Genomic DNA, 19,474 nt, shown 5'->3' with positions numbered 1-19,474 from the left:
GGTGTTGTATGAAGAGTCTAAGCTTATTTTTTCTTGGTATAATTTTGTTTTTTGGTTTAGGAGTTCAAGCCCAAAAAGTTCCTGAAAAGAAGGTCGTCACAAAGGTTAATGACGTTACGGTATTTTTGGAGGGAGCTCAGATCGAGAGAAAGAAAACGGTTTACATTCCTAAGGGAGAGACAATTTTGAAGTTCACAGGTTTATCCCCATATGTGGATGCCAAAAGCGTTCAGGTAAAAGCGCAAGGAAGAGTGATGGTGCTATCTGTTCATTTTCAAAAGGAAGTTCTTGGAATAAAATCAATGAGTAAAGAGCTTGATGACCTTGAGAAACAGCTTGAAGAAGTAGACAAGAAATTGTTATTGGAAAGAACGCATTTGGATATCATTTCCGAGGAATTAAAATTTTTGATAGAGAATAGGCATGTTGGTGGCAAAAGCGAGCAAGTTAGCGTTTCAAATTTGCAGTTGGCATCAGAGTTTTATGGTAAAAAACTCACTTCGCTCAAGATGAAAGAAATAGAGCGTAAATCGGTTATTGATAAGTTGAAGAAAGACGAAAAAGCGATAAACGATAAAATAGATGAGCTTATAGATCAAAAAGTGTATCCTGAGGGAGAAGTAATAGTGAAGGTGGATGCTGAGCTTTCGGGAGATTTTCCTATTGCATTATCATATTTGGTGAAAAATGCAAGCTGGTATCCCACTTACGATATCCGAGCGAAAAATATTGAGGAGCCGGTAGAAGTTGTATATAAAGCCAATGTAAAGCAAGATACTAAGGTTGATTGGGAAAATGTGAAATTGAAGTTTTCTTCCGCGACGCCAAATCAGTCAAGCATTGCTCCCGAGCTTTCAACTTATTTTTTGGGTTATCGATCTAGACCGCCGGTATATAAGAAGCGAACAGGCAATCAGATTACTGGCCAAGTTACTGAGGCTTCAGGTGAAGGAGCTATAGGTGTGAATGTAGTTGTGGAAGGCTCAACGATAAAAACAGAAACAGATTTTAGTGGAAATTATTCTTTGACGGTACCCGATAATGCTGATTATTTAGTTTTTTCGGGTATAGGTTATAAATCTCAAACGGTAAGGTGTGATAGAAATGTTATTGATGTTGATATTGAAGCTGATGTTAGAGAACTCGATGAAGTTGTTGTGACTGCTTTTGGAATCGACAGAAATCGACCTTCAAGGAAATTAAGAGGGAAAGTTGCTGGAGTGAAATTAGAGTCAAAGCCTGAAGTGAAAATTAGAGGAGCAGCTAGTTTGTCCATTCCTCTTGAGCAAAAAGAAAATCAAACTACTGTGGACTTTACTATTGATAAGCCATATAGTGTGAAATCTGATAATAAAAGTTTTGCTGTGGATATGGCTCATTATGAACTGCCGGCTGAGTATCAATACTATGCTGTTCCTAAGATTGACAAGAGTGCGTTTTTGATAGCGAATGTTATTGATTGGGAAAAGTATAATTTCTTGGAAGGTGAAGCGAATGTGTTTTTTGAAGGAACATATATTGGCAAGACGATCATGGATACACGATACGCATCCGATACATTGGAAATTTCCTTGGGGTCAGATAAGCAAGTAAGCGTAAATCGTGAGAAGATGGTGGATTTCACTACCAAGAAATTCATAGGAACAAAAAAGGAAGAGTCCAGAGCGTGGAAAACAACTGTCAAAAACAACAAAGCGCAGGCTATAAATATGATGATTTTGGATCAAGTGCCAGTTTCTGTCTTGGAAGAAATAGAGGTAAAGGTCTTAAAGGATTCAGGAGCGAAACGAAATGTGGAAAATGGCGAAATCAAATGGGTGTTTGACTTAAAGCCTAAGGCAAGCAAAGAGTTGGAGTTGAAATACGCTGTTAAGTATCCTAAGCAGAAAAAGTTGATTATTGAATAAGATGAAAATTATAGCACTTTTATTGAATTAGATAGGAAAAAGTAACAGTTGTTAAATAATGCAAGCGATTTGAATAGATACGAAGATGAAGCGATCAAGGCCTGGAAGCCTTGGTATGAACAAGATTATAGGCCATTGATAAATTCAACTAAAGAGGCTTTGCTTTGGCACATGGAAGATCTTCTCAAAGACGAATCTAGCAAGAAAGTGAGAGCATACGGAGTGTATACCTGCAGTGGTTTGTCGCATATTTCCGTTGTTATGGATTTGGTTTCGGATGATTTGAACGGTGAGATGATGTATTCGGATGATGAGGATCTGGAATATCTGAAATACTGCCCGGATGAATGGACTGAACAAGCGGATTTGAAATATTTTGAAAAGCCGAATAAGATCATTGAAGACTTGCATGAGCAGTTTGAAATTTGCAGCGAAGCTTTTGAGGATATTTATCAAGCTGGAAATTATTCGATCAATGAAGAAAGCGAGCATTATGACCAACGCAATGTGGAGAATATCTTCGATGCGATTTTGCAGGCGATGAAAGAGCTTTCAAGAGAAGGCCGATTTTCTTGGATGCTAGATGACCAGCTTGTTTTGGTCTGGTTTTCAGACCCTAGCGATAGTGAATTTGATTTAAGTGCTAAATCTGTTCAAATGTTAAATAAGTTTGAAGTTTTTGAAGAATTTTGCGACAATAATGAGGAGTAATTATATTTTCTTATTAAATTAATTATGTTTTTTACTAAAATATAAAAAAATGAAAACTGCTCACAACTTATTTTTATTCGCATTCGCAACGCTGATATTCAGTTGCGTGCCTGAAGATGCGCATTTAGGCAATACAACAGACAAGTTTGATTCGCTCACATATGAAGAGAGTATAGAAAAATGGGAAATTTTGAAGGCTGAAAATTCAGATGGTTATTCTTATAAGATAGAATTCCAGTCCTTTGCTGGTTTTGGCAATGTCACTGAAATAATTGTGGAGTCGGGAGAAGTAGTTGAGAGAAATTATCAAGAGTATACTCGTGATCTGAATACTAATGAGAAAAATATTGTTGAGGAATATAATGAGAAAGGTGCTAGTGTCGGCAGTCATGAAAAAGGATTTAGTCCTTTGACTATTGATGAGCTGTATGAAACGTGTCTTCAGGATTATTTGGAAGTGGATTCCGAGGCCAATCAAATTACCTTTGAAACAAATGATTTGGGGATTATTTCTACATGCGGCTATTTCCCGTATAATTGCGCTGATGATTGTTTCATTGGCTTTTCAATGAGTTCATTTGAATGGATTGATTAGCAAATATTATATTGACTTATTTTAGTTAATTGGAGGAATTGCTATAGCTAGTTGTAATGCAAAGGTTATAATAAAGCGATAGTGATTGCTCCAATTTTCGTATAAATTTTATTACCCAAATACATAGAGATAAATGCAAGCAGAGGGTTTGGAAAATCAGATCTCATGGGAGGACTTTACTAAAGTTGACATGAGAATAGGAACCGTTATTTCAGCTGAGGTTTTTGAAGAAGCTCGTAATCCTTCGTACAAGTTGATGGTGGATTTTGGTGAGCTGGGTGTCAAAAAAACTTCCGCGCAAGTCACCAAGCTGTGTAAAACTGAAGAATTGGTAGGAAGACAAGTTATCGCAGTGGTGAATTTTCCTCCGAAGCAAATAGCGAATATTATGAGCGAGTGTTTGTTGTTGGCAGGCATGGAAGAAGGAGAAGGCAATGCTTTGATTGGCCCAGATCGCAAAGTAAAGAATGGTACGAGGATAGGCTAGAGAACTTGTTGGAATATCAAAAATGACAGAACAGTTTAACATTACCATGTATTCAACCGCTTTGTATTCGACGTGGATCAATGTGGAGGAATTGAATTTGTTGATTGATGCGGGGGATGGTTTGTCCGCTGGCTTGTTAGCGAAATCAGGAAAAGTCAAGGATGTGTTTGTGACACATGCGGACAGGGATCATATGATGGGTTTGCCTCAATTTTTGCAATTGAATACCAGAGAAGGCTTGCCGAGAATTTATTATCCTAAAAATTCAGGTTCATTTCCAGCTATGGAGGGTTTTTTGGGAAAATTTGATCACCATATGAGGGGAGCTGTTTGGACAGGGATCGAAGATCGGCAAATATTCAGGATTAAAAATGATATTGAGGTTCAAGCTTTAAGAAATGAACATATCAAGACACCTATTGGCATTCATAAAAGCTTAAGTTATAAAGTGTTTCGAGTGAAAAGTAAGCTGAAAAATGAATTTTCTGGATTATCAGGAATTGAATTAAAGCAAATAGGTACGCAATACGGCAAGAATTATTTGACCGAGGAAATCCGTGAGAATATTTTATCGTTTTCCGGCGATACCCCTGTTGATGATTATTCCAGATGGGATAATACGGAAGTTTTGATTCATGAAGCTACTTTTCTGCCGGGAGAAAATGGCGAAGAAATCATTTCTAAAGGCAATAAACACAGTCGCTTGGATGAAGTAATGAAAATGGTTAGCGAAATCAATGTGGGCAGTTTGATTCTTAATCATTTCTCAAGCAGATATTCATGGAAAGAGATAGACGCTGCGGTGAACAAGTATATAAAGTTTTACAAGATAAAAGTGCCTGTGTATGTAGTTCATCCAGGCGAGGTCAAGAGAAATATTTTAAAGAGCAATCCATTAAATTTTTGATGAAGAATGTCTTGTGAAGGATTGATGAGTGGAATTACTTTATCAATTTGGATGCAATCAATATGTTGACAAGTATTGGTTTATGAATTTTAATCATAAATATAAACAAATGATTCTAAGCCGATTGAATTATAAAAAATTGGAGTTTGAAGAACTGGATACAGAGAAGCATGATTATGTCAGAATAGAAATAGGGATTTCATTAAATCATATAAGAGAAAAAATAGTCAAATTTTTAAGTGATAATTATTGTAAAAACGATCAAGTCAAAAGAGTTCAAAATGCTTATAAGAAAGCCTATTGGTGGGATTATTACATAAATGGTATCTCTGTCGATGAATATATGCAGAAACATGGAGCAAGCGATTTTCAAATTGAATTGTTTTTTAGATTTATGGCAAGTTTAAATGGAGGTGTTGAGAAAGAAGATAGTTTTTTTAAATTAGCTTTTCAATGGCAAAGAGCGATAAATATCTATCTCATGACTCTTTTTCACAAATTCATTTTTATTGATACATGTGGATTTCCTGCGATGATTTTAGATCTAACAGATCTTATTATAAAATCTTTTATACAAAGGGGAGGAGCGTGTATTGAGGTTGCTTATCCTCACTATTACCCAAACAGTTATAGTCAAGAGCTAGCACTCAACATCTCAAAAAAAGCGAAAGTGATAAAGATAGGAGAGATGAAAATCGTTAGTTAATGAATCTCCAAGCTGTTTGCTTCATTTTGAAGTTGCCAGCTCGGAGATATCAATGAACCAAAAAGTTAAATGCTTACTAAGAATATTTTGCTAGATCGATACTTCGCTTTGGCTAATATCTATGTCATATTTGTGCTTGTAATAATTGATCACGAGCGATTTTACTTCCTCGTAACTTACAAAGTCTCCTTGGTATTTTTTTATGTAAGTATCTAGTTCAAAGTCTTTGATGGCTTCAGGTGCAGGCAGGTTGACTTTTATTTCTTCGTATAGAAAGCTTTTAACTTGTAATTCGAAATTATTGAAGACTTTGATTGTAAGATTCTTTTCAAGCTCTTCTTCCAACATGTTCACTATCTCTGATTTGCTGTGTCCGCTAGCCTTTAGCTTTGAGCATAGTTCCGTATACTCGGAGATTATAGTCTTCTCAGCATCTTTGATGCATTTTTTCACCTGTCCGTCAGGGTGGTTTTCTCTTAATAAAGTAAATACTTCATCTTTGTTTTTGCCAATTTTGAGAAGTACAATGGCTTCAGAAGTCAAGTTGTCGTAGTCGTTATTTTGCATCGTTGTATAGGGTTATAGTCTGAAATATTTATTTGAATAAAAGTAATATTAATGGGGACGAATTTTTATGACAAAAGTTAGTTAATGCAAAAAATTAAAATTTATTTTATACTTAATGATGGGGCATCAGCGAATCAATATGCTATGCTTTCTTCATTCCGTTGCAATTTATATATTCAAACAAATAATAAATGTCTTTCAGTCTTTTAGAAGTAATCGCGATCTTTGGTGTTGTTTTATTTTTATTCTTTGGTTTTTATCTGCTAAAAGTGGAAACCAACAAAAAATTGACCAATACGCTATTGGCGATTTATTTTTTTGTGATCGCTTTAGATTGTTCCTCATTTTTTTACCATAAATTTCTGAGCTTTCCTTATTGGCTTGAAATACTTAGAATGGAAGGGCTTGCAGGATTAAAATCCCCATTATTCTATCTATATATTCTGTCTTTGCTTTATGAGAATTTTAAGTTAAAGAAAATTCATCTGCTGTTTTTCACACCGATGCTTTTGAAGTTTCTGATCTTAATCCCAAGTTTCTTTTTAAAAGATATTGAAGGGCAAAGAACATTTCTATATAATTACTATGATCAGCCAGAAAGCATATTTTTTAATGTCATGGGGTGGGGCGAAGCATTTATCGTTTATTTTGCTAGCTTCTATCAATTATATCGATACAAAGCAATCATCAAGCAAAATTACACCAATGCCAATTCGCTTATTAATTATAATTGGCTGAAAAAATATCTATGGATCTGCGTGGTTTCAACGCTTATTGCTTTTATAAAGACGAATTATCGTTTTATGGATGGTGATATTCAGGTCACAATCAATTTGATCATATTCATGTTAGTGTCGATGATTTTATATGTCTCTTGGATGTTCAGCAAAGCGCTTTTCGCTCCTCAAATATTCCAAGGCATCAATTCAAACTTAGTTACAGAAGGTGAAAAGCTTGATGAATTTAAATCAGAAAATTGCGCAGAAGAAAACCTTAAAACGGATGCACGTGTTGCGATTATTTTGAATTGGATGGAAAGTGAAAAACCCTATTTAGAGCCTGACTTGACTGTTCAAAAATTGGCGACTCAACTGGATATGTCGGCTAGAGAATTGTCAGAAGTTTTGAATAAAGAATTGGACAAGCACTTTTTTGATTTTGTAAATGAATATCGCATCAAAGAAGCTATGAAGATGTTGACAGACTCTGGCAAGAAGAAATATAGAATACAAGAAATCATGTACGATGTCGGTTTTAATTCCAAAACGCCATTCAATACGGCTTTTAAGAAATATACTAGCCAAACGCCTAGTCAATATCGTAATTCTGCTGAAATTCAGTCGGTTGTGTAAAGTAGTACCTTTTTTTTACAAAGTTGAACGCCTTTTTTCTAGATGATTTTCAATTTAGCTCCTGTTAAAACAAGAACTAAAATTTACCATTATGAAAAAAGCATTCGTTTTTCTATTTGTCTTCATGCAGTTGGCCTTATTAAGTGTAGAGGCACAAACTCACCAGATTTCGGATGAATTAAAAAAATTAATCAAACAACGACTTGAAAATAATTCATACCAAGGAATTTCTATTGGAATCATAAGTCCCGAAGGAAGAACTTACCACAATTTTGGAGTCAAATCACTGGAGACTATGGAGCCAATTGATGAGCACTCTGTATTTGAAATTGGTTCGATTTCCAAGACATTTACAGGAGTTTTACTTGCCAACGAAGTGCTCAAAGGAAGTGTAAAATTAAATGATCCCATACAAAATCTATTGCCTGATACAGTTACGGCTCCAATGTGGGGAAATGAATCGATTCAATTCGTTCATTTAGCCAATCATTCATCCGCTTTACCGAGACTAGATCCCATTTTTAAGATCTCTAATTATACAAGTCCCTATTCGAGTTATACAGAAACGGATTTGTACTACTCTTTAAATCAATATCAACTCACTCGACCGATAGGAAAAACATTCGAATATTCTAATTATGCCACTGGTTTACTTGGGCACCTGTTAGCCTCTAGTCATCAATTGACTTATGAGGAGTTTCTGCATCAGTCGATTATAAAGCCTTTGGGATTGGAAAACACAGGAATATCTTTGAGTAAATCCATGAAAAAACATTTGACACAAGGTTATGCTTACGGAGTTGAAGCTTTACACTGGGATTTTCTGTCAGCCTCGGCAGGAGCGGGTGCTATCCGTTCCAATACTGAAGATATGTTAGATTATTTGGCTTACAACTTAGGACTAAAAGAGTCCAACTTATTCCCCGCTATGCAATTAAGTCATGAAGCAACAACCGATTATGACCTAAATTACCAAATTGGTTTGGGATGGATGGTAATTGATATTGAGGATAGAGAGCTCATAGCACATGGAGGAGCTACTGGAGCTTATCGCTCATTTATAGTATTTGAAAAAAAGACCAAAAAAGGAGTCGTGGTACTGATGAATTCTGCCGATTATTTTGATGGAGAGTGGTTGGCATACAACGCTTTAGATTCAGTAGCTTTTCCATTAGAAAATATTCCTAAACCTCCTATAGCAAACGTATTGACTAAATATATTGAAGCGAATGACTTCCAAGCTGCAACAAAAAAATATTGGGAATTAAAAAAGTCTCATGCTGATGAATATATTTTTGACGAAGATGTCTTAAATGCACTGGGTTATCGATATATAGGCAAGGGGGAACTTTTGAAAGCCAAATTGGTCTTGAAAATAAATCTTGAAGCTTTTCCAAACTCATCCAATGCCAATGACAGCTATGGTGAAGTGTTGATGATGAATCACGAAGACGAACTGGCAATCAAGTATTATAAAAAATCCATCGAACTCAATCCGGATAATACTGCTGGAAAGAAGAATTTAAAGAAGTTGGAAGCTAGGGTGAAGAGTCGGCGATGAGGAGTCGTCTATAATGGCTTGGCATTGATTATAGATCGGAATTTAATTGTGAAGATAAAGAATAATTATTTATATATTTATTGCATGTTATTTAGTTAGTTTGGTTTATTTTTATTGATAATATTTTTTATTTCATATATTTATTGTAATTATATTAAACTTAATGTTTAAGAGGAGGGGTTGGTTGATATTTAAAATTGCTAGAAAGATGTGTTTAATGTTTTAAAGTATACGAATATTATGAAAGTAAAGATTCTGACACTGATTTTAGTTTTTATTTCAAATTTAACTTTTGCTTGTAGTTGTGAATGGAGAGGAAATTTTATTAAATCCTCAAAATTTTCTCAGGTAATTATTAAGGCTAAAGTTGTTGAAAAATTGTGGCATTTTGAGGATGGGACTTCATTTAATAGCCAAGACAGTGTTGGAAATTACTTTTGGGAAACAAATAAAGAATTTGTACAGTCAATAAAGATAGAAGTTCTCGAATTAATTAAAGGAGAAGTAAATCGAAGAACGTTTGAGATTTATGGTAGCAACGGATATGATTGTAGAGAGAGTATCCGTCAATTTGAGATTGATAAAATTTATATTTTGGGATTATATAGCTCTCAAAAAAATGAAAATAGTCAGCCAAATGAAGATGAAAATGATTATGTTATCGGAGGTTGCTCAGAAAAGTGGTTGGAATATTTACCTAAATCAGATAAAGTATTTGGATATATATTTGGAAGTATAAGAAAGAGAAAATTACAATATAGTTATCAAAAGTTAGTAAAAAGAATCTTATCATAAAGTTAATATGATGCCATTATTATGGTATTATATTTTGAAATTAAGGTGCTTATTTTTTTAGTGTATTGGTAGAGTTTGAATACTACTATTAAATATTATCATTCTATACCTTATGTAAATGTGTTTGAAAATAATTTTTAAATGTAACTTTTATAATATAAATTATATTTTTTTAATTCTAAAAAACACATTACAATGAAAAGGCTTCTTTTGATTTTACTTTTGGCAGTGGTATTTTTTTCCTGCGACAGAAAACAGTATGATTTGGCGGTAAGCCATGTGGATATTTTTGATAGTGAAAGCGGATCGGTTATAAAAAATAAAACAATATTGATTAGTCATGATTCTATCGCAAAAATTATTGATGCTGATGAAAATTTTTCAGCTTTGAAAGTTATCGAAGGAAATGGGCGCTTGGCAAGTCCCGGTTTTGTGGATACGCATATACACTTCAGACAAATGCTTGACCTAGCCAATAGAAATGCACCAAAAAAACTAGATGCAACTTACCGAAAAAAATTGGCGGAGAAATTATTAGCTTATGGCACGACCACTGCTCTCGACATGGCACAATATGAGTCATGGATTCCGACGACTGTTGGCTGGCAAAATAATCCTGATGCAGATTTTCCTAATTATTATATCACAGGAGCGGGAATGATCTCCAAAGAAAAAAGAAATCCGGCGCCGCATCATGCTGTGGTGCTTGATCCGAAGAAAAAAGTAGCATCATATTATGATCAGGGTGTTCGATATGTCAAAATTTATTCGCATCTCAATGATAAAGATGCAAGTGCGGTTGTAAAAGAAGCTGGATTAAAAAATATGAAAGTTTTTGCTCATACGGATCATAACAGGGTGACGATTCAGGAAGCGATGGCTTATGGTGTGAGAAATTTTGAACACTTTTTCACTGTGATTCCGAGTATATTGGAGTTTGGAGCGCATCGTGAGCAGATGGAGGAAAGTTTTGGTTTGAGTCCTTATGATCATATTGATGACTTTGCCGCATCGATGGCATTTTACTTTTCTTATATCAAAGCAAATAAAGATTTGGAAACAAAATTATTGGCGCTTTTTGATGAGATGGCTCAAAATAATGCTTCGATGAGCACGACAATACATATATTGGCGGCGGCGGCTGGCAAAACGGATGTCTTTTCATCTTTCAACCATTTTCCGATTAGGGAAAATGCGCATTATCCAGATTATACTGACGAACAAAGAGAATTACTCAAACAGGCCTTTGATGATATGATGTCATATTTGAAAATTGCTCATGACAAAGGAGTGAAAATCCGCATCGGAACGGATAATCGAGAGGCAGGTCAATCGATGATCTCGGAACTTTATTTGCTTGGCGAGGCTGGTTTTTCTTCTGAAGAAGTATTGCAGATCGCAACTTGGAATGGCGCAGAATCCATGGGAATTGAGAATGAAATCGGTGTGTTGAAGCAAGGTTCGATGGCTGATCTGATCATTTTTGAAAAATCTCCTTTGGAAAATATTGAAAATTTTAACGCTGAAAAGATAATTATCAAAGGCGGGAAAGTTTTTGATCAGAATAAACATGTTCAAGTGGAAACGGCGCTGAATATTTTGAAAAACGAAGGAGAAGATAAAGCAGTAAGACATATTCAGGAGCGTGTTGAAACTTTTGAGGCGTATGAATTGGTAGAAATTGCTTATCATTTGTTTCATATCGGAGAAATAAAATCAGGAGAGGAAGTTCTTGGGATTTTGAAGTCAACTTATCCTGATTTTAAAGAAATTTATTATGAAAATGCTATTTATCGTATAGGCAGAAGATTTGCTCGCATGGATCAGATTGACAAAACTGTGGAGATTTATAAATTAAATACTGAAAAATTTCCTAATTCTTCAGAGGCATTTACTAATCTGGCTTACGCTTACGAAGCTAATGACAACAAAAAATTGGCGATGCTCAGCAGTAAAAAAGCAGTTGAGTTAAACCCAGAAAACGAAAATGCTCAGGAGATTTATAAGAAGCTTGAAGCAACGATGAAGTAGGCTTATAGCGAATTCCCCCTTTTGAAGGGGGATTAAGGGGGATGTTCTTTCAAATATCTTTGTGATTAGAAATATGAAAATAATATTGAACAGGTGCTTAAATGAACATAAAAACACATCTACTTGAAATTCAAAAAGAGATTCTAAGATCTTTATCTAAAAATAAAAAAGAATTGATTTCTGAATTGCTCATTGCTACATCACGATTAAGTTCTCTCTTACAATTAAATTGTTTTGAAGATTTTCAAAATCAGTTGGAAGGAATTGATCTGGAAGATATTTTTTGTGAAAGTGAATTTGGTGAGATAAGATTATTCAACTCTGAAACACAAATTTCAGAATCAAGAATTGCAACAATTAATGATTTAAAAAAAATAATATAATTAACAGAAAAAATGATTTTTTTTGATTGGGTAGGGAATTATGAGCTTAATTTTAAATAATTTTTGTTCAGTAAATAGATATAATGGTAGAAAAAGTGAATCAAGAAGAAAAAGATCTTATTTATCTTGATAAATCTATAATATCTGATGGGTTTATAAGAATTTATTCAAATGAAGATAAATTGGATTATGATATTAGTATTCTTGAAAAGAAGAATTATGAAGTTATTGTGATTGATGGAGAATTTATTACAACCAAGATGGAGTTGATGTTTGATTTAGAGCAAAAACTAAAATTTCCAGATTACTTTGGTAGAAATTATGATGCCTTGATAGATTGTTTGATAGATTATGAAATACCTAATGATCGTGCAGTGATTGTGTTTAGACATTTAAATAATTTGGATAAAGAACATATCACCACACTCCTTGATATATTTAGTAATTTTTCAAGAAGCAGAATAGCGAGTGATGAAAGATTTTTGACTTTGGTGCAGGTAAAGGATAGGAATTTTGAATTATCAAAACCTATTGGAGCAGTTAACTTTTATTTGAAAAATCATATGGAAAATTAATTTGAGTTTTTTCTATCAAAACAAATCTAATGATCCTGATAAAATCACTTATGAAAAAATTTCTATACATCATTCACTTTGTCATTTTAATTCTATTATTAAGCTGTGATTCAAACAGTAAAAATGCCGAATTGGAAAAGAAATTTTGGCTTAAGGCTAAAGAAGTGAAGAATATTGAATTATTAATTATATTTTTTCATCAAGCTCTGATGAGAATATGAATGTAAGTAGTTGATCAAAATAAACTTCCTATTATCAAGTACGGTATTCAGGCTAGAAAATAGCAAATCCCCCCTTTTGAAGGGGGATTAAGGGGGATGTTCTTTCAAGTATCTTTGTGATTAGAAATATGAAAGTAATTTTGGTTAGGTGCTTATAAAATTTTTAGAGTTAGTCATACTTTGATTTTTCTTTAGGTATGTATTTTACAAAGTTCATTTTTTTGCAAAATTGAATTATTTCTTGCCTTGCTTGTTTGCTAAACCCAATTGGAGCTTGTTTACTTTCTTCGTAACCTTCTCTTATTTTATCTTCAATTAGAGGGATCTTTATGCTCGATTGTAAATAATTACAGCCTAAACAAATATCAATGACACACACAATTTTTTCTTCGTTGAAATATACAAATGCTAAATGTGGGTCAAAGCAAGCCGCAGTTGAACTACCATAGCTAGATTCAGAAGTAAAAAGTTTTTCAAATTTTTTTATTTGTTTCTTAGAAAGAACAACAGAGTTGTCGATTCGCCAGCCTTCTTTTTCTTTATTTGATGTAAGTATTTTTTCTATTTGTCTTAAGTTATCAGGGCCACCTTTATACTCATAAGCTACTACTTTAGTGTATTCGAGATTCTCAAAAGGATTATTTTGTGCCAATGATACAATATTAGTTACACAAATTATTAATAATGACATATAAAGTGTTTTCATAGTTTATTGAATTGTTTGTCTAGCTAAATACTTTATAATTGCTTAATTTTTTAATTCATCAATGTATTTTTCTGCTTTTTCATTAAGCTCTTGATACTCATTCAGAATTTTTTGCATTTGTTCTATCTTTGGTTTTTCATTTTTTTGATAGGCTTTGATCATTTGTTGAGTTACGCTTAGTTTCATTATAATTTGTAAATCTTTCAAATGCTGTTGTTCTTTTTGAATAGCTTCTTCAATTTTTTCTAGTTCAGAGACATCTTCAAAATATTTTTTTCGATGTTGATCGATTATTTTTTTAGTGGATAATTCTAGTGTACTATCCTGAATTTTGCTCAAATACCAAGAAGTATTTGACCAATAATTATTATTTGTTTGAGTATAATATCGATAATGAGATAAACTGTCTGTTTTTTGCTTTTGTAACATTGCAATTTGTTTTTCCAAAGCTTGAAGAGTAGGATTGTTTTCTAATGCCTCATCATATAATTCATCTACAATGTTATTACTTTTTCTCCCAAACCTTCCTCTGCCAATTTTTAAATCGCTTACTTCAAAACCATCATTTTCTTCAAGGGCTTTGGGTGTTTGAGTAGTTATATTATTACTATTTTGAACCGTATTATTATTATGATTTCCTCTTTTGTTGCAAGCAATTAGTAATGATATAATAAACATGATACTGATGATTGCTAGCTTTTTGTTGTGTATTGTCATAGGTTTTTTGTTTGAATATTATTGAGTTGGTTTATTATTAGAAGACTATTCTGAAGAATTTTTAAGTTAAAAACTTATGTTGTCTATTTATTTTTTAAGAAATAAATTAATTAACTGCCTTCTCATATCATGAAAATATTTTACTAATTTTTTTAATTTTAAAACGCTATATGTTCTGAGGGTTTTATTAAGTTATTTTAAATTTAGATAATTATTGAAAATAAAAGTAATATAATTAATTGTATGAATAAAAAAGTGAAAGAATATAAACTTTGGTTTTATTGTGAGATGACATTTAATAATTTGTCACAATTTTTTTTTGATAGGGGATTAATAAATGATTTTGAGTATGATTATGAAAATGTATATGAGTGGATAGAAACAAGCTTATATGATGATTCTTATGAGTTAAATATTTCAAGAAAGCACTTGTTTGACCATGAATTAGATAGAATTAGTATTATAGAACCTACATCAATTCTGGTCATTTATGAAAACGAAGAACCTGATGATGCATTAATAGATGAATTAGCAAAAAAGATTAACCAAGTATTAGAAATTCCTGTCTATTCAGGAAAAATTAATTACTTGGGAGATGATGACTATGAATATATAGTTGAAGCTGAATACAGTTCAAAATAGTTTAGTTTAAAGCATTTGTATTATTTGATTAGAGACTGTTAATATGCGAAAACTATTATTATTTACTTTCTTCTTATTTTTAATGACTCAACAAGTTTTTGCTTGTCAATGTGAGGCATTAGATAGTATTTCTGTTTCTAGAATTTTCGATAAAGCAGAATATATCGCTATTGGAAGGGCAATAGGTTTAGCTTCATATGATGAAGCTTTTTTGGATAACTTTGAGGAAAATACTGGTGGATTTGACGTTTATTTTCAAATAGATTCTGTACTAAAAGGAGAGTTCAAATCGAAAATAATTGTAATTAATCAAATGCATGAAGGCTCATGCAGGAAGTTTTTTAGATTTGGAGAAGATTATTTGATTATTGGCAGTGAAGTAAAGAAATTTATGCATTATAATGCTTATGAAGAGAAAAATCTGCCTTCACCTGCTCCACCTTGTCCAGGAATGACTGAAGTTCTACCTTTATTTTTTCCAGCAGAAAAGTATCAAGCTGACTTTTGGAATAGCTTAATTAATAAGTTTGGTGTTTTTGTCGCATCATCTTGTTCTACATTTGATATAAATAGTAATGATGCAGAGTTATTTTTTGAAGAACATAGAAGAAGAGCTCTTTTAAAATAATATGATGATGAGAAAACTATCGCTTATTATCGTGTTTTTGTTCTTAAGCCTTCAACAAATCTTTGCTTGCCAGTGCGAGCCATTGGATAGTTTGACTTTGGCAAAAATTTATCATGAGAAAGATTATATTTTGATTGGTCATATTGTAAAAGGCATAGATAATGACTCTAACGAGTTCTCTGAGGATACAAATGAAGAAAGTTTCCGGAATGCGTATTTTAAAGTAGATTCTGTTTTAAAAGGAAAAATACATTCCGATACCATGATTATCAATCAAATGGGACAAGGATCTTGCGCTGATTTTTATCAAATAGGCGACCGAAAATTAATTGCAGGAAATCAAATAAAGAAATTTGAAAAGACTTCAATAAATGATCATTTCGAATCAAATTCAGCTGAGATTCTCCCATCTCCACCGCCGCTTGATGTTTTATTAAACTCGGCAGGAACATTTTTTTATACTCACATGCCCGATTCAATCGTCAAGATTTGGAAAGAATTAATAAGAAAGTATTTCGCGATTCATGTTCTGGGCTGTTGTTCTTTTGATAGAGATAGTTATTCAGCTAAAATGATTATAATGGAAAGTAAAAGGCGAGATAGTCTGAAATAGATTCATAGTTTGTTTCAAATTATGCAGCTTGATAGGCTTTAGCTGATCAAATGATTATTTCTTCGTTTTTATCTTCCCCGACCTATTTTACTAAATATAAATCCAATCAATATCTTCCTGCACAATGCTTCTTCTAAATACTGACAACTTGAATTATTTATATTTTAAAAATATTGAAAATGCAGTGATGGATTAATTTTTGTCAATCAGCAAATAGCTTTGATATCCATAAGCCGATGGCGAGGCTCCAAGCGGTTATGGTTTTAAAGTAGATGAATGTTAGAATTTTTCAATTAAAACATAAAGCTATATGAAGAAAATCAAACTAATTCTTCTTTTGCTATTTGCTACAATTTCAGTAAAAGCCCAAGAAGTAATCTCCAGTCAGGGAGGCTCTTATTCTAATGCCAATGCGAATATGGATTTTACCATAGGCGAGGCGATCATAGAAATGGGCACAGATGGAGTATACGATATTACCCAGGGTTTTCATCAGACAGTTTGGGCGGTCACAGTACTTAGAAATGATCTTCCTGATTACGAAGTGTCTGTTTATCCCAATCCTACTTCGGATATTTTGAATATCAAGACCAGTAAGTTTCGGAATGTGACTTATAATCTCTATGACCTTGAAGGAAGGTTGATATTGCAAAATGAGCTTGAAGACAATCTGACAACCATCGAAGTTCGAGATTTAATCTCAGGAAGCTATCTGTTGACCTTGCGGGATGGCAAACAATCACTAAAAACTTTTAAATTAATTAAGCATTCGAAATAATGAAAAAATCTATACTTGCGCTTTTAACAATTTTGACGATTTCAATAACTGCATTCGCGCAGACACCTGAGGGCATAAAATATCAAGCGGTGGTCAGAGATGCCGGCAACAGTATACTAAAAAACCATTCTGTAGGCATGCGAATGAGTATATTGCAAGACAATGTAGGCGGAGTGATTGTTTATCAAGAAGCATTTGCGCCAACAACCAGTGCCTATGGTTTGGTAAATCTTAATATAGGCAATGGCACAGCCTTGAGCGGTGACTTTTCAGCTATTGATTGGAGCAAAGGACCTTATTTTATCGAAATAGCTATCGATGTGAATGGTGGCGATAATTACGTTGTAATGGGAACTAGCCAGCTTATGAGCGTGCCTTATGCTTTGCATGCCAAAACTGCGGATAAAGTTGCCAACGACTTGGTAAACGATGCCGATGCTGATCCAAGCAATGAAATTCAAGATTTGAAATTGGAGGGAAATATACTTACTGTAACGAACAACGATACTGCTACTGAGATTGATCTTTCGCTTTATCTTGACAATGATAATACGCAACTGACGGAAGCACAAGTCGACGCCTTTGTTGACAATAATGGCTATTTGACTTCGGAAGTTGACGGATCAGTTACCAATGAGATTCAAGATTTGCAGTTAGTGGGGAATACCCTTAAGATAACCAATAATGGCTCTGCCACTGTTATTGATCTTACGCCATATTTGGACGATACGAAACTGACGGAAGCTCAAGTTGATGCCTTTGTTGACAATAATGGCTACTTGACTTCGGAAGTTGACGGATCAGTTACCAATGAGATTCAAGATTTGCAGTTAGTGGGAAATACGCTTAAGATTACCAATAATGGCTCTGCCACTGTTATTGATCTTGCGCCATATTTGGACGATACGAAGCTGACGGAAGCCCAAGTCGACGCCTTTGTTGACAATAATGGCTATTTGACTTCGGAAGTTGACGGATCAGTTACCAATGAGATTCAAGACTTGCAGTTAGTGGGAAATACGCTTAAGATAACCAATAATGGCTCTGCCACTGTTATTGATCTTACGCCATATTTGGACGATACAAAACTGACGGAAGCTCAAGTTGATGCTTTTGTGGGAAATAATGGTTATTTAACGTCTGAAGTTGATGGTTCAACTACTAATGAGATTCAAACGATTTCAAAATCCGGCTCTTCAATTACTTTAAGCAATGGCGGGGGAACCGTTACGACAAAAGCGGATGCACCTTGCTTTGATAATGCCAACCGTTTTGTAGATTGTGGTAATGGAACGATTACAGATCAATTGACTGGATTGATTTGGTTGAAGAATGTTGGATGCTTTGGAGCAAAAAATTATAAAAATGGAAATGATCAAGCCGCAAGATTAGCTCATGGGCAGTGTGGATTGACTGATAATTCTTCACCCGGAGACTGGAGACTACCAACGATCGAAGAATGGAAAGCTTTTATGAAATCATCTTGCCCTTCGCCTAGTATTCCGGATATTACTGGAAATGGGTGTTATGCCGATGGACCTGCATTTTTCACCAATATGCGCGCATCAGGTAGAAGAAGTTGTATATCTAGCAGTTTAAATCCAGATGATTTGAGCCAAACTCAAGTAGCTAACGTTGATAATGGAACTACATTTGGATTTCCAAGAGCAACAACTGGTTTTGGAATATGGCCTGTAAGAGATGGTAGACAATAAAAAATCTAAATTGTATTTGAGATAAGTTCATTTGAAAAATCCTCAACACGTTATCAATCTTGATAATTTGTTGAGGATTTTTCCTGTTAAATATAGGTTATCACGATTGATTTTAAAACAGATAATTTGCGTAATTCAATTTATCCATACCTAAATCTTCATAAGCTTGTACAGCATTCTTAATTTACAGCTATTTCAAAATCCCTCTTTTTAATCTTGCAGACTCATCGTCAATCATTGAAGTTGAATCAGAAAACTTCAAAGGACCTGTGTATATGCCCTCTACTTTTTTGCCCGATTCAACTGTAAAACTAAATTCTATTACATATTGCTCGTCAGATTTAGCAACCTTCACGGTGCCTTTTGTCTCTTCATATACTGAATAGATATCTCCTGCTCCTGTTTTCGCATCTCCATTCATTACTATTAATCCATCAACAAAAGTGTTAGGACTTCTCAAACCAAAATTCGACATAAAATATTCAGAATCAAATGTGTAAGTCCCCGAACTTAGTTCTGTCACTGATGATGAATTCAAGTCTAAATAAATAACATGTCCAAATCCTGTTAATTCTTCTGTTTTTTGATTAAGACTCAAAGTCGAAGAAGAAAGTACGATGTCAAAATAGGCTCCTTCAATATTAAAGTTACTTCCTAATAAAGTTAAATATCCTTTGGTCAACTCATAGCTTTCTCCATCGTAAGTGAAATGATTTTTTGGAGTCGATTCCTCTTTTTTATCATCCCCGCAGCTGGAAAACAAGGTGAAAACGAAGAGAAGAGTTAATAATTTTTGACAATTAAATAGGTTCATGTATTTTAAAAATTATATATATAAAACACAATAATATAAACGGAATGCCGCTTAGACAAGCAT

General features: G+C 33.7%; 21 protein-coding genes. 17 read left to right on the top strand and 4 right to left on the bottom strand.

What is annotated here, in order from left to right; all coding sequences use genetic code 11:
• Nucleotides 1-8: 8 nt before the first annotated feature.
• The 6 genes from AABK36_RS13505 to AABK36_RS13480 all read left to right on the top strand — a co-directional run bounded on the left by AABK36_RS13505 (nt 9) and on the right by AABK36_RS13480 (nt 5,313).
• Nucleotides 9-1,907: a DUF4139 domain-containing protein gene (locus tag AABK36_RS13505; protein ID WP_309938382.1), complete on the top strand. Its 1,899-nt coding sequence runs from the start codon at nt 9-11 to the stop codon at nt 1,905-1,907.
• A 69-nt stretch (nt 1,908-1,976) separates the two neighbouring features.
• Nucleotides 1,977-2,618, top strand: coding sequence for a DUF4303 domain-containing protein (locus tag AABK36_RS13500; protein ID WP_309938383.1), 642 nt, complete (start codon nt 1,977-1,979; stop codon nt 2,616-2,618).
• A 49-nt stretch (nt 2,619-2,667) separates the two neighbouring features.
• Nucleotides 2,668-3,213: a hypothetical protein gene (locus AABK36_RS13495; RefSeq protein WP_309938384.1), complete on the top strand. Its 546-nt coding sequence runs from the start codon at nt 2,668-2,670 to the stop codon at nt 3,211-3,213.
• Nucleotides 3,214-3,346: 133 nt separating this feature from the next.
• Nucleotides 3,347-3,700, top strand: a complete 354-nt coding sequence (locus AABK36_RS13490; protein ID WP_309938385.1) for a tRNA-binding protein — start codon at nt 3,347-3,349, stop codon at nt 3,698-3,700.
• 22 nt (nt 3,701-3,722) lie between these two features.
• Nucleotides 3,723-4,607, top strand: a complete 885-nt coding sequence (locus AABK36_RS13485; protein WP_309938386.1) for an MBL fold metallo-hydrolase — start codon at nt 3,723-3,725, stop codon at nt 4,605-4,607.
• A gap of 82 nt (nt 4,608-4,689) precedes the next feature.
• The gene (locus AABK36_RS13480) at nt 4,690-5,313 is read left to right on the top strand and encodes a hypothetical protein (protein WP_309938387.1); all 624 of its coding nucleotides are present in this window, start codon (nt 4,690-4,692) and stop codon (nt 5,311-5,313) included.
• A gap of 90 nt (nt 5,314-5,403) precedes the next feature.
• Here the strand turns inward: AABK36_RS13480 and AABK36_RS13475 are convergent, their stop codons facing one another.
• Entirely contained in the window at nt 5,404-5,880 is a 477-nt protein-coding gene (locus AABK36_RS13475; RefSeq protein ID WP_309938388.1) for a hypothetical protein, read from the bottom strand.
• Nucleotides 5,881-6,071: 191 nt separating this feature from the next.
• On the opposite strand from AABK36_RS13475, the gene AABK36_RS13470 reads away from it, so the two are divergent.
• The 6 genes from AABK36_RS13470 (at nt 6,072) to AABK36_RS13445 (ending at nt 12,577) form a co-directional block, all read left to right on the top strand.
• Nucleotides 6,072-7,232 (top strand): helix-turn-helix domain-containing protein, encoded by a 1,161-nt coding sequence (locus AABK36_RS13470; protein ID WP_309938389.1) that lies wholly within the window; start codon nt 6,072-6,074, stop codon nt 7,230-7,232.
• Between the two features lie 91 nt (nt 7,233-7,323).
• Nucleotides 7,324-8,793: a serine hydrolase gene (locus AABK36_RS13465; RefSeq protein ID WP_309938390.1), complete on the top strand. Its 1,470-nt coding sequence runs from the start codon at nt 7,324-7,326 to the stop codon at nt 8,791-8,793.
• Between the two features lie 240 nt (nt 8,794-9,033).
• Nucleotides 9,034-9,588 (top strand): hypothetical protein, encoded by a 555-nt coding sequence (locus tag AABK36_RS13460; protein WP_309938391.1) that lies wholly within the window; start codon nt 9,034-9,036, stop codon nt 9,586-9,588.
• 195 nt (nt 9,589-9,783) lie between these two features.
• Nucleotides 9,784-11,619, top strand: coding sequence for an amidohydrolase family protein (locus AABK36_RS13455; RefSeq protein ID WP_309938392.1), 1,836 nt, complete (start codon nt 9,784-9,786; stop codon nt 11,617-11,619).
• Between the two features lie 101 nt (nt 11,620-11,720).
• A complete protein-coding gene (locus AABK36_RS13450) occupies nt 11,721-12,002 on the top strand; it encodes a hypothetical protein (protein WP_309938394.1) in 282 nt (93 codons plus the stop codon).
• Between the two features lie 83 nt (nt 12,003-12,085).
• Entirely contained in the window at nt 12,086-12,577 is a 492-nt protein-coding gene (locus tag AABK36_RS13445) for a barstar family protein (RefSeq protein ID WP_309938395.1), read from the top strand.
• Between the two features lie 390 nt (nt 12,578-12,967).
• Here AABK36_RS13445 and AABK36_RS13440 read toward each other — a convergent pair whose 3' ends face one another.
• Nucleotides 12,968-13,504 carry a hypothetical protein gene (locus AABK36_RS13440; protein ID WP_309938396.1) on the bottom strand — a complete coding sequence of 179 codons (537 nt, stop codon included), beginning with the start codon at nt 13,502-13,504 and terminating at the stop codon, nt 12,968-12,970.
• 42 nt (nt 13,505-13,546) lie between these two features.
• Nucleotides 13,547-14,221 carry a hypothetical protein gene (locus AABK36_RS13435; RefSeq protein WP_309938397.1) on the bottom strand — a complete coding sequence of 225 codons (675 nt, stop codon included), beginning with the start codon at nt 14,219-14,221 and terminating at the stop codon, nt 13,547-13,549.
• Nucleotides 14,222-14,464: 243 nt separating this feature from the next.
• On the opposite strand from AABK36_RS13435, the gene AABK36_RS13430 reads away from it, so the two are divergent.
• The 5 genes from AABK36_RS13430 to AABK36_RS13410 all read left to right on the top strand — a co-directional run bounded on the left by AABK36_RS13430 (nt 14,465) and on the right by AABK36_RS13410 (nt 18,597).
• Complete coding sequence (locus AABK36_RS13430) at nt 14,465-14,863, top strand: hypothetical protein (RefSeq protein ID WP_309938399.1); 399 nt, start codon at nt 14,465-14,467, stop codon at nt 14,861-14,863.
• Nucleotides 14,864-14,906: 43 nt separating this feature from the next.
• On the top strand, nt 14,907-15,491 hold the full coding sequence (locus AABK36_RS13425; protein WP_309938400.1) for a hypothetical protein: 585 nt from the start codon (nt 14,907-14,909) through the stop codon (nt 15,489-15,491).
• 7 nt (nt 15,492-15,498) lie between these two features.
• Nucleotides 15,499-16,104, top strand: a complete 606-nt coding sequence (locus tag AABK36_RS13420) for a hypothetical protein (protein WP_309938401.1) — start codon at nt 15,499-15,501, stop codon at nt 16,102-16,104.
• A 310-nt stretch (nt 16,105-16,414) separates the two neighbouring features.
• Nucleotides 16,415-16,882: a T9SS type A sorting domain-containing protein gene (locus tag AABK36_RS13415; protein WP_309938402.1), complete on the top strand. Its 468-nt coding sequence runs from the start codon at nt 16,415-16,417 to the stop codon at nt 16,880-16,882.
• On the top strand, nt 16,882-18,597 hold the full coding sequence (locus tag AABK36_RS13410) for an Lcl C-terminal domain-containing protein (protein ID WP_309938403.1): 1,716 nt from the start codon (nt 16,882-16,884) through the stop codon (nt 18,595-18,597). The genes AABK36_RS13415 and AABK36_RS13410 overlap by 1 nt, the downstream gene beginning before the upstream one ends.
• A gap of 190 nt (nt 18,598-18,787) precedes the next feature.
• Here the strand turns inward: AABK36_RS13410 and AABK36_RS13405 are convergent, their stop codons facing one another.
• Nucleotides 18,788-19,411 (bottom strand): hypothetical protein, encoded by a 624-nt coding sequence (locus AABK36_RS13405; RefSeq protein WP_309938404.1) that lies wholly within the window; start codon nt 19,409-19,411, stop codon nt 18,788-18,790.
• Between the last annotated feature and the right edge of the window lie 63 nt (nt 19,412-19,474).

Origin of the sequence: Aureibacter tunicatorum, from assembly GCF_036492635.1 — a bacterium.
Classification (GTDB): Bacteria; Bacteroidota; Bacteroidia; order Cytophagales; family Cyclobacteriaceae; genus Aureibacter; species Aureibacter tunicatorum.
The sequence above is the reverse complement of the archived record's forward strand: the minus strand, read 5'-3'. Positions and strand labels throughout refer to the sequence as shown.